We start from the raw sequence: 11596 nt of genomic DNA, 5'->3' as shown, positions 1-11596 counted from the left end.
AGTGAGCACTTCATAGGCAGGTCTAAGGGTTAACGTACCCCAAGCAGAAGAAAAACATGATGAATTTCCGGGAATATTATATTTTTCGATATATCGTATTTATTTCCGTGCGCTCAAATTCTGAATCAGACGCAGACGGTCATCTTCAGCCAAACTGTATTGAACCTGGAAGCAACCTGAGCATACATAGGTCAAAACATGAAATGGTGGGGATAACAATGCACCTGAACCGGATGCTGCATTGGCAACAGGACTGAACGTATCCTGTGTTGTGGCTTGTGTACCAGCGAGAATCATGAACTCACGACACTGAGGGCACTCAGGTACCTCTTCCTGCAAATCAAGCTGCTTCTGCACACCTTCTTCGTATTGAATCAGATCATTCCCCTCATCCGCATACTTCGTCAATGTACGCAGCTCGGGCAATTTCAGTTCCACTTCATCCCCCCACAGGGCGGAGAGATCCGTAGTCTGTTGATCATTCACTACATCATCCATATCATAGATATCTTCCTCGGCATCATCGTTTTCTTCATCACCCACGTTGATGTTTAAAGTTCGATAACCCTTCAATTCGTTGTGACAATAGGGGCATTCTTCTTCAGGACCCAATTCCTCGTCCCATACTATTTCGGTTTGGCACCATGGACATACTGTAGCTTCCATATTGAATCAACCTTTCTTTTTCAAATAATCAAGTGTTCAGGATATAGATGACGCCAATGGCAAAAAACACAATTGATGCAGCAAACAGAATCCGTATCAATATTTTCATGACCGGTCCCCCTACATAATGCTCGCGCCAATCACAAACGACAACGAGACGGAAATAATCATGGATATCAATCCAACAGCCCGGTTATCTGCTTCAATCTCCTTATCAATGGAGAAGACCGGGGTTAAAAACTCAAATAAAAAATAGGCAATGAGCAGAAGGACAAATCCTACAAATGACCATATCATGGCTTCATAGACTGAAGACTTGGCCTGAATACAGAAGTTAAGCACGTTACATATCCCGAAGATCTTCCCTCCTGTGGCCATGGCGACAGCAACGTTGCCCTTCTTGATTTCATGCCAGCATTTGTATTTGGTCACCAGTTCGAAGCAGGCCAGAAAAACAAGCAGTTCCATAATGGCAACTGAGAAGAACCCGAGCACCATACCCAACGGATGAGACAGCAATTGGTCAATCGTTCCTTTCACTCACCGTTCCCCTTTCCCATTCCGTCACCTTGATTCCTTTAGGTAGCAGAATTTCATCGATTCGTGGTCCGGCTATTCCAATTCTGCGACGGTCACACCGTTCCCGCCTTCTCCGTAGTTGCCCAGCCGGTAACTTTTAATATGTTTATGCTTACGCAGATAATCCTGAATACCAGAACGCAAAATCCCAGTGCCTTTGCCGTGAATAATATGGATTTGACCCAGATTAGCAAGGAAAGCTTCATCAATGAAACGGTCTGTCTCCATTATGGCTTCTTCCAGATTCGTTCCACGCAAGTCCAGTTCACTCTTCACATGATCATCGCGTGTGCGTTTCATGCCCGTTACCGGTTTCTGCTTCGACTTAGCGGTTTCCGGTGCAGATTTCTGCAATTCCAGATCATCCAGGGATACTTTCATTTTCATAATTCCCAGTTGTACCATGGCGTCCTTACTGCCAGACATCTCCACCACAAAACCTTTTTGATTCAAGCTATAGACAAGCACTTCATCACCAGGACCGATGGCACGAGACTTCGGTGCTGCCGTACTCTTTTTCACCGTCTTCCTGCGTTTCTCCGGTTCAGCTTCATCTAGTTGCTTGCGGGCAGCAATCAGTTTGTGCTCCTTAACAGAAGCACCTTCTTCCATGGCCAACTGACGAAGATCTGCTATAATTTTCTCCGCTTCCGCTCGAGCCTTCTCGACAATGGTGCGGGCATCTTCTTCTGCTTTTTCAATTCGGCGATCACGCTGCTGTTCCAACTTCTCCAATTCGGCTTGATGGCGGCTACGCAATTTCTCCATATCTTGGCGCAGATGCTCTGCTTTCTCACGTTCTTGTTCAGCCGTAAGCCGATTCTCTTCAAGCGACGCGATCATATGCTCAATGCGTTGGTCTTCTTCCTTCACTTCGCCACGGGCGTAATCGAGAATGTAACCCGGCAACCCCAATCGCTCTGCGATGGCAAACGCATTACTTCGTCCAGGTACACCAACAAGCAGGCGGTATGTTGGACTCAGTGTGTTTACGTCAAACTCCATGCTCGCATTAATAACCCCTTTGCGCTCATAGGCGTAGGCTTTCAGTTCGCTGTAATGCGTTGTTGCTACCATACGACATCCCGTTTGGTGCATATGCTCCAGCATCGAGATCGCTAGTGCGGAGCCTTCCGCTGGATCCGTTCCTGCTCCAAGTTCATCAAGAAGCACCAGACTCTTCGGAGTCATGTTTTTCAGAATCCGAATGATGTTAGTCATATGACTGGAGAAGGTACTCAGATTCTGTTCAATACTCTGCTCGTCCCCAATGTCCGCATAAATGGCATCAAATACACATAACTGGCTGCCGTCTTCGGCCGGAACGAACAAGCCGGACATGGCCATGAGACTTAACAATCCAACGGTTTTGAGCGTTACGGTCTTACCACCTGTATTCGGACCCGTCACAATAATGGACGTATACTCGTTCCCGAGTTCGATGTCGGTTGGTACCACATTCTCAATCGAAATCAGCGGGTGACGTCCTTTCTTGAGCTTAATGAATCCGCGGTCATTCATGCGTGGCAAGGTTGCTTTCAGTTCACGGGCAAGACGTGCCTTGGCAAAAATAAAATCCAGCGTTCCCAGCAGGTCGACATCATACAACAACCACTCTGTTTGTTCACTGACAAGTGCCGTCAATTTCTGCAAAATCACTTCAATCTCGCGTTCTTCACGAATTCGGGTCTCGCGCAATTTATTATTCATCGCAACGATGGATTCCGGTTCAATAAACAGGGTTGCCCCCGAACCGGATTGATCGTGTACAATCCCACCAAAGTATGAACGATACTCCGCTTTTACGGGAATGACAAAACGGTCTCCCCGAATCGTAATGAGCTGATCCTGCAGCATTTTGGATACCGTCGAGGAACGAATCATCGAATCCAGTTTCTCCCGAATACGAGCTTCACCGCCGCGCAACTCACGGCGAATCTGCCCAAGCGTAACACTAGCGCTGTCCGACACTTCGGCATTGTCGTCAATGCAGCTGCGAATCGCATCTTCAAGCGGTTTTTGCTCAGACAGCTGATCACTGATATAAAAAAGCGATTCCACTTTTTCATCATCATGGAGAGTAGCAATCTGGCGTTTCAATCGGCGTGCAGCAAAGGTCGTGTTGGATATCCCCAAAAGCTCATGCGGGTTCAACGTTCCTCCAATTTCGGCACGTTTGATGGATGCGGTAATGTCTACAATTCCTCCAAAAGATGGAGAACCTTTCAGGCGATCAAACATAAAGGCTTCATCCGTTTGCTGTAGCAGTCTCTTCACTTCTTCCAGCTCACTGATCGGTTCCAGTTGTTCTGCTTTCTTTTTTCCCATCGTAGTCTGGGCAAAGCTTTGTAATGTATTTAAAATTTTGCGATATTCCAATGTCTGTAAAATTTTCGTGTCCAAGTGTACAACTCCTTCCAAACTATAACTGTATTATAACGAAAGAAACTTTCTTACGCTATTTAACGAATCCTTCCACACATAACTTGGGCTTTAACGCCGCAAACTACAAATGTCAGGATTGTGCAACCTCTCCAATGAACAAGATGTCCATTGCCCAATCCGATCTTGAATAAAAGGAGGTACACATCATGAATTTCCTGGGACATGTCGTGCGATTTATCATCGCTGCAATTGTATTAATGGTTGTCAGCTGGATCGTACCCGGATTCGCCGTTGGTGGGTTCTGGAGCGCCCTGATGCTTGCTCTGGTTATCGCGCTGCTTGGTTGGATTGTTGAAGGCATCTTTGGCAAAAGGGTCAATCCTTTTGGCCGCGGTATTGTCGGCTTCATCGTCAGCGCACTGGTGATCTGGCTGGGTCAATATGTCGTCGATCATGTGGAAGTCAGCCTACTAGGTGCCATTCTGGCTGCATTGGTCATTGGGATCATTGATCTGTTCATCCCGGTTTCCACCCCTTTTGATGCCGGAAAAAGATCCAGAGATCACTCATAGCCCCAGTGTGCCTATCCCCATTTTTGTGACTGTTTTCCCCCTGAACCTCTGATGGCTTAAACGCCTGATGAGGTTTATTTTTTTGTGTGTTGCACCTTGCTTATGTTCAGAAAAATGACATAGGCAGCATGTACAGACATCAACAATTTGCGGTATGATGGCTTGAGATATCATTCAAATTTTATCCATATCACGCTTTTAAGGAGGCACATGATGAAGAAAGGTATGGCATGGCTTGCAGCCTGTATGTTGATCCTGGTTCTTGCTGCATGCGGAGGAACTGGACCAGCCGCAGATTCAAACGGCAATGGTGAGTCTGATTCAGGCGTTACGGCAAGCGAAGAACTAGTGATCAAGGCAAGCAACTACGAATTCGACAAACCTGAATACCATTTGAAAAAAGGTGTCCCGGTTAAGATTGTTTATGAAAATACAAACGGAAACCACGGCGTTCTGGTGCCTGAGCTGAAGCTTCAGTTGGACACTCAGAACAACTCCAAAGTAATTACCCCCGACCAAGTGGGAGAATTTGAAATGTCCTGTTCCATCTTCTGTGGAAGTGGTCACAGCAGTATGATCTCCAAAATTATCGTTGAAGAATAGTTTTCAAGACAAGGAGCCCCCGTAGCGACGGGAGCTCTTTCTTTATTATAACAAATTGTATAAGAGTGCGCTGTCCAGGAATCCGTTCATGATGTAATCATTCGGCTAGGTCTGATCCTGTTCAATCAATTCAATCCATTCGTTATATTCCGTCTGTAATTTCGTATATTCATCCCGCAATTGGCGGTACTCCGTGTTCATTTGTTCTGCCTTATCCTGCTCGATCTCACGTTCAACTTGCAGCAAACGTAATTGATTGGCTGCAAGTTCGTAACGTTCACCAATCTCAAGCAGTTCATTTTCCATGGTCTGCTTTTCTTCGACTGCTTCAGCGCGCAGCTTGTCCAGCTGTTGACGCTCCTGCTCTAATTCGCCTACCTTTTCGACACTTGCAGCACTTTCTTTCTGCCAGAGACTTAATTCACTCTCTAGTGCAGCCCAGCGATCCTGCCAGGACTGCTCCTGAGCAGCCCATTCATCTGCACGACGCTGCCAAACCTGGTCTTTTTGTTCCGCTTGTTCAATCCGCGAGACAAGTTGACCTTCCCGAGCAGTCGACTCCTGCAGGCGAGATGAGAGCTCAGCCTGTTTTGCTGACAATTCTTCATGCTTGATCTGCCATTCCAGTGCTTCTTCCTCAGTCTGTGAGAGCAAGCTTCCTTGTTCATCGATTCGTTCAGATAGCTGAATCACAGTCTGTCTGGATTCTTCAAGCGCTTGTACTATATTAGCCTTCTCTTCACTCAGCTCATCGAGTTTACGAGTATAGTTCTCTTCACGTTGTAGTGCATCACCGTGATCCTTACGGATTTGTTTATAACTTTCCTGCAACTTGCTCAGCTCTGCACGAACTTCATTCATCTCTTCCTCAAGCACTTTCCGTTCTTGCTCCATACGACCGGCCTGCTCCATATAACGTTCAGCTTCTTCACTGGCGTGGCGGGCTTCTTCTTTAACCACAGACAATTCATCGTGAAGGGACTGTACACCAGATTCCAGCGTTTCATTCTGTTCTACAGCTTCCAGTACCTGAGTCTCCAATTCACCGATCTCAATCAGACGTTGTTCAGCCTGCTCTTTCCAAGACTGCTCACTCTTCGTCAGTGTACCGACTTCGTGTTGCAATGTGCGTACTGCCGCATGAGCCTGTTCAAGCACTTTATGCAGTCTGCGTTGCTCATCTTCGGATCTCACTTCGGCTTCACGAAGTTTCTTGATCTCCTGTTCCAGCTGAACATGCTGCTCCTGTAATTTGCGCAGCTGGGCTGTCAGTGAAGTTTCACGTTCAACGGTGTCATTATACTGCTGCTTCCACTGCTCTTCTGATTCCCTGGACTGGTGCACTTCAGCTTCTGTTTTACGGAGCTGTTCCTGCATCTGGGCACTGTCTGCTATCAATTGTTCCAACTGCTGCTCCAGTTCCGTAATGCGACGAAGCTGAACATCCTGTTCCTGTTTACGTAGCACCTGTTCATTACGCAGCGTTTCAGTTTGACTACGCTCATGCTGAAGCTGCTGTTCCTGATCAACAACAACCTCCTGTGCATTCTTAAGTTGTTTACGCGCTTCGTTTAGTTGTCCTTCTACATCCGTCAAGCGGGATTTGGCCTGTTTGCGTTCTTCTTCTAGCTGCTCTTTCAGCTTCACGCGTTCTTCTTGTAGCAAAGCTTCGGCGGCGGTAGTTGCTTCGGCAGCGGTAGTCTCGGCTTTTTGTTGGATTTGCTGAAGCTGCTCCTCATAAGACGCTTCCTTTTCCATCCATTCTAATTCAGCTTGTTCAGATGTCTCTTTATACTGCACACTCAATTGTTCAATCTCAGCAAGACGCTTCTGCTCTGCTTGTTGCAACAGGACGGCTTGTTCTTCTTTTGCCTTTTCGGTCAGTTCTTGAGCTTGATTGGAAGCAGCTTGCTCTGCTTGCTGTATACGCTGATCCATTTGAATCTGAAGTTCATGCCGCTCGCGAGCCGCTTCCTCCTGAGCTTTCTTCAGATTAGCCTCAGCCTGCTCCAATTCAGCCAGGATTGCAGACTCGGCTTCTTCCTTCGCTGTCTGCACCTGCTGTGCAGCCTTCGCTTCTATTTTATGTCGCTCTGCAACGGCACGACTTTCGGCTTCTTTCAGTTGAGCCGTCAGCTTGTCCTGCAACTCTTTGTATTGCGTGGCGGCTTTGGCCTGCGCCTGCTGCAACTCGGCGGCTGAACGGTTCTGAGCTTCTTTCAGTTGTGCAGCAGCCTGAGCCTGTACATGTTTAAGCTGGTTCGCTGCTTTCTCTTCCACTTCTTTCAGACGCGCCTGCAACTTACTCTCTGCCTCTTTCAGTTGCGATGCTGTTTGGGTTTGAAGCTTTTGTTCTCGGCTTGCCGCTTGCGCGCGTTCCTGCTCAAGCATTGCTTGCAGCTTGGCTAGTTCTGCCTTTTTATCAGCCTCCATCTTCAAGATCGCCTGCTCCGCTTCAACCTTCAAATTCTGTGCTTCGGCAAGCGCTTGATCGCGGCGCTCCAATTCTTGCTGATGTTCACTTTGTATGGCGGTCAACCGGTTCAATTCGTTCCTCAGTTCAGTACGTTCTCCGGTCAGCATTTTCACTTCATTCCGTATTTCCTGTGTCTGAAGAGACTGTTCAGCCATATGTACCGCTGCCAGCACTGCAATACGCGGAGTATCCAGTCGGGAATGATGCTTGGAGATAGCGCTCATACGCTCATCCACCAGGTTAGCTACTTGTTTCATATAGTCGGCACTGCTGCCAACCAGTTTATAGGAAGTCCCGTAGATCTCTACGGTGACGCGTGTACGATCAGGTGTAGTCACAGTTGTGCCCTCCTTCAAGTCTGTATGTTGATTCTAAGCTGTAATCAAAAAAAAGTCACATCGATCCTCTAATGCTAAGGATTCGATGTGACTTCAAGCAATTCCTGCTAATCTTTGTTCAAAAAATCTCTTTCTGTCCTATTTACGCAATTCCGCTCCGAATTGCTCCTCCAGACGAGCCACTACACGGGCATGAACTTCAGTAACTTCCTCATCGGTCAGTGTACGTTCACGATTCCGGTACACAAGTGCCATCGCCACACTCTTCTTGTTCTCACCCAGCTTGCTGCCAGTGAACACATCGAATACCTGAACGGTTTGCAGCAATTCACCCGCAGATTCACGAATGGTACGCAGCATGTCTCCTGCTTCAACATCCTCGTTTACAACAACCGCGATGTCCCGCTCAACCGCTGGGAAACGTGCCAACTCACGATAACGGATGTCCGTATCTGCTTCATCATAGAGGGCATCAAGAGCAATCTCAGCGATGTAAACATCATTCAGATCATATTGCTGTTGCAATTCAGGGTGCAATTGACCCAGCGTACCAATCAGCTTGCCTTCGCCCCCATCTTTAGCCTCCAAATATACAGAGGCAGAACGTCCCGGATGGAATCCTTCAGGGCTGTTCGCTACCAAGCGAATGCGTTGCTCCAGGCCCACATTGGCGAACAGATTTTCAAGAGCACCTTTCAGATCAAAGAAGTCCACTTTCTCTGCTCCCACATTCCACTGCTGGGTGGCACGATTCCCGGTGAGCAACAAGCCCAGTACCGGAATCTCATGCGGTTGCTTGGTCAACTGATCTTCTTCGGTGAAGAACACATTGCCCACTTCAAATACAGCCAGTGAATCCTGTTTACGGTTCATGTTATACACCGCTGCATCCAACATTTGCGGTAAAATGCTCGTACGAAGCACACTGCGATCCTCACTCATAGGCATTGCGAGCTTCACGGCTTTACTGCCTTGTGTCAACGCCGGGAACAGGGCCGCTTTATCCGGGTGTACAAAGGAGTAACTGATCATTTCCTGCCAGCCACTGCCTGAGAGCAATCCACGAATGGTACGACGCATGGCTTGAGAGCGTGTATAAGCACCCGGTGTCGTTGGTCCTTCAATCCAAGTGGTTGGGATGTTGTCATATCCGTACAAGCGCGCAATCTCTTCAAACAGGTCTACATCCTGAGTAATATCCCCTCTGCGTGTTGGCACTACCACATCCAACAATCCCTGCTCAGCATCACCACATGCAAAGTGCAAGCGAGCGAAGATCGTTTTTACCTCAAGCAACGATAAATCTGTTCCCAGATAACGATTCAGTCTGCCCAGCGACAATTGAATAACACGTTTCTCCGCAACAACTGCTCCAGCTTCCACGATTCCCTGGTGCACTTCACCTTCAGCATAACGCTGAATCAGTTCAGCCGCACGATCCAAAGCCGTAATAACCGCACCCGGATCTACTTCCTTCTCAAAACGCATGCTTGCTTCGGAACGTAGCCCCAGTTGGCGCGACGTTTTCCGAACCGTTCCGCCATCGAACTTGGCGGACTCCAGCAACAGATTCACTGTGCCTTCCGATACCTCGGAATTCTCGCCACCCATAACACCCGCGATGGCTACCGGCTTCACGCCATCCGTAATGAGCAGCATATGCGGCTCCAGCTTGCGCTCCTGTCCATCCAGCGTAACCATCGTTTCGCCTTCATTGGCCATCCGTACTTCAATATGGCCTTTTTCCAGCTTATCCGCATCAAAGGCGTGCAACGGCTGACCATATTCCAACATCACATAATTCGTGATATCAACGATATTGTTGATTGGACGAACACCTGCAGCCATCAGACGGTTCTGCATCCAGAGCGGGGAAGCTCCAAGCTTGATGCCTGTTACATAACGGGCTGCATAGTGACTGCATTGCTCCTGCGCCTTAATCTCCACAGAGATATGATTCGCAGCCGCCTCACCAACTTCAACCAGTTGTTCTTTGGGATCGGGAAGCTTCACTTCACGGCCCAAAATGGCACCAACTTCATAAGCCGCACCACGCATGCTCAGACAGTCGGAACGGTTCGGTGTCAGGTCCAGTTCAAGAACATGATCGTCCAGACCAAGCACTTGGCTGATTGGCGTACCAATCTCCGTTTGTTCTGGCAGGACGAGAATACCTTCTTGCTGATCCTTAGGCAACAATTTGTCGTTCATGCCCAGTTCTTTCGCGGAGCAGATCATACCAAGTGACACGACACCGCGCAGCTTGGCTTTTTTGATGTCGAATCCGCCAGGCAGCTTAGCGCCAACCAGGGCTACAGCGACCTTTTGACCTGCATCCACATTTTTAGCACCACACACGATCTGCAAATCTTCTTCCTGTCCCGCATCAATGATACATACGTTCAGTTTATCGGCATCCGGGTGTTTCTCCTTGCTCTTCACGTAACCTACAACCACTTTGTTCACGCCCTGATTGCGGTTCTCCACTACATCAATCTCGATTCCCGCACGGGTGATCTTTTCTGCCAATTCCTGTGGCGTCACACCTTCAAGGGCAATATAATCAGACAGCCAATCTGTCGATACTCTCATGGACGTTCACTTCCTTAATCTATAAATTGGTGTTGCGGATTAAGCGTACTCGCTCTGAATGTGTATATCCTTGCTCCGTTACAGACGTCCGAATTGCTTCAGGAACGCCATGTCACTGTTGTAGAAATGACGGATATCATCGATGCCATACTTCAGCATGGCAATACGCTCTACACCCATACCAAATGCAAATCCGCTGTATTTCTCAGGATCATAACCGCCCATTTCAAGCACTTTCGGGTGAACCATACCGCCGCCCAAAATTTCAAGCCAGCCTGTTTGCTTACATACCCGACAGCCGCTGCCGCCGCATTGCACACAGGTTACATCGACTTCCGCACTTGGCTCCGTGAACGGGAAGAAGCTTGGACGCAGACGAATTTCCGTGTGAGAGCCGAACATTTCGCGTACGAATTGCAGCAAAGTTCCTTTCAGATCGCTCATACGAATGTTTTCGCTGATGACCAATCCTTCAACCTGGTTGAACTGGAATGAATGCGTAGCATCGTCATCGTCACGACGGTATACTTTACCTGGACAGATGACTTTGACAGGCACTTCGCCCTTCATGCTCTGCATGGTGCGGACTTGAACCGGAGACGTATGGGTACGCATCAACAAGTCTTCTGTAACATAGAAGGAATCCTGCATATCGCGCGCCGGGTGATTCTTTGGCAGATTCAGTGCTTCGAAGTTGTAATAATCCATTTCAACCTCAGGACCTTCCGCTACACGGTATCCCATACCGATGAAAATATCTTCGATCTCCTGTACCACCTTGGTCAGTGGGTGCAGTCCGCCTTGACGTCCACGACGTCCTGGCAGGGTCACATCAATTTTCTCGGATTGCAGACGCTTCGCTGTCTCTTCCTTCTGGAACTGCTCCTGCTTGCTGTCGATGACTTCCTCAATAGCCCCACGAACATCATTGGCTACTTGACCAATGACTGGACGCTCCTCTGCACTAAGTGCACCCATGCCACGCAAAATCTCGGTCAATGCACCCTTTTTACCCAAATACTTTACACGCAGATCCGTAAGCGTCTGCGGATCGTTCACGCCAGACAACTGCTCCAGCGCTTCGATCTTTAATGCCTCTAAACGTTCTTTCATGTGTAATTGCCCCCTTTATGTGGTGTTTTTGCAACAAAAAAAGGCCTTCTCTCCCCTGAAGGGACGAAAAGACCGTGGTACCACCCTTGTTAGACATCCCTTGCTGCACGACCCTTCCGGCCAGCACCTTGTTCTGTCTCACTCTATACGGAATAACGACCGTTAACCGTTACCCCCTACTAATTCCTGCAAAGATCGCAAGATATGGTTCAGGGAACCGCTCCGGAGTGAATTTCAGCAGCCTTGTTCTACAGAAACGCTCTCAATCTACG

Annotated in this window: 8 protein-coding genes; 2 read left to right on the top strand and 6 right to left on the bottom strand. The window is 48.2% G+C overall.

Annotated elements, in window-relative coordinates:
• Window positions 1-99: 99 nt before the first annotated feature.
• The 3 genes from ACR32F_RS08825 to ACR32F_RS08815 all read right to left on the bottom strand — a co-directional run bounded on the left by ACR32F_RS08825 (window position 100) and on the right by ACR32F_RS08815 (window position 3648).
• Window positions 100-666 carry a hypothetical protein gene (locus tag ACR32F_RS08825; RefSeq protein WP_440118061.1) on the bottom strand — a complete coding sequence of 189 codons (567 nt, stop codon included), beginning with the start codon at window positions 664-666 and terminating at the stop codon, window positions 100-102.
• A 120-nt stretch (window positions 667-786) separates the two neighbouring features.
• Window positions 787-1206: a DUF350 domain-containing protein gene (locus tag ACR32F_RS08820; protein WP_440118059.1), complete on the bottom strand. Its 420-nt coding sequence runs from the start codon at window positions 1204-1206 to the stop codon at window positions 787-789.
• Between the two features lie 72 nt (window positions 1207-1278).
• A complete protein-coding gene (locus ACR32F_RS08815; protein ID WP_440118057.1) occupies window positions 1279-3648 on the bottom strand; it encodes an endonuclease MutS2 in 2370 nt (789 codons plus the stop codon).
• Between the two features lie 188 nt (window positions 3649-3836).
• Here ACR32F_RS08815 and ACR32F_RS08810 point away from each other — a divergent pair, with 188 nt between their 5' ends.
• The gene (locus tag ACR32F_RS08810; RefSeq protein WP_440118055.1) at window positions 3837-4202 is read left to right on the top strand and encodes a phage holin family protein; all 366 of its coding nucleotides are present in this window, start codon (window positions 3837-3839) and stop codon (window positions 4200-4202) included.
• Window positions 4203-4412: 210 nt separating this feature from the next.
• Window positions 4413-4805, top strand: a complete 393-nt coding sequence (locus tag ACR32F_RS08805; protein WP_440118053.1) for a cytochrome C oxidase subunit II — start codon at window positions 4413-4415, stop codon at window positions 4803-4805.
• 105 nt (window positions 4806-4910) lie between these two features.
• Here ACR32F_RS08805 and zapA read toward each other — a convergent pair whose 3' ends face one another.
• The 3 genes from zapA to pheS form a co-directional block, all read right to left on the bottom strand.
• Window positions 4911-7619, bottom strand: a complete 2709-nt coding sequence (zapA, locus tag ACR32F_RS08800; RefSeq protein ID WP_440118051.1) for a cell division protein ZapA — start codon at window positions 7617-7619, stop codon at window positions 4911-4913.
• A gap of 138 nt (window positions 7620-7757) precedes the next feature.
• On the bottom strand, window positions 7758-10211 hold the full coding sequence (gene pheT, locus ACR32F_RS08795) for a phenylalanine--tRNA ligase subunit beta (protein ID WP_440118049.1): 2454 nt from the start codon (window positions 10209-10211) through the stop codon (window positions 7758-7760).
• A gap of 78 nt (window positions 10212-10289) precedes the next feature.
• The gene (gene pheS, locus ACR32F_RS08790; RefSeq protein WP_440118047.1) at window positions 10290-11324 is read right to left on the bottom strand and encodes a phenylalanine--tRNA ligase subunit alpha; all 1035 of its coding nucleotides are present in this window, start codon (window positions 11322-11324) and stop codon (window positions 10290-10292) included.
• Between the last annotated feature and the right edge of the window lie 272 nt (window positions 11325-11596).

This window comes from Paenibacillus hebaui (assembly GCF_051934385.1).
Classification (GTDB): domain Bacteria; phylum Bacillota; class Bacilli; order Paenibacillales; family Paenibacillaceae; genus Paenibacillus.
The sequence above is the reverse complement of the archived record's forward strand: the minus strand, read 5'-3'. Positions and strand labels throughout refer to the sequence as shown.

Coding starts and splice junctions, on each gene's coding strand:
- ACR32F_RS08810 (WP_440118055.1), top strand. CDS start 3,837: ATGAATTTCCTGGGACATGTCGTGCGATTTATCATCGCTGCAATTGTA.
- ACR32F_RS08825 (WP_440118061.1), bottom strand. CDS start 666: ATGGAAGCTACAGTATGTCCATGGTGCCAAACCGAAATAGTATGGGAC.
- ACR32F_RS08805 (WP_440118053.1), top strand. CDS start 4,413: ATGATGAAGAAAGGTATGGCATGGCTTGCAGCCTGTATGTTGATCCTG.
- pheT (WP_440118049.1), bottom strand. CDS start 10,211: ATGAGAGTATCGACAGATTGGCTGTCTGATTATATTGCCCTTGAAGGT.
- pheS (WP_440118047.1), bottom strand. CDS start 11,324: ATGAAAGAACGTTTAGAGGCATTAAAGATCGAAGCGCTGGAGCAGTTG.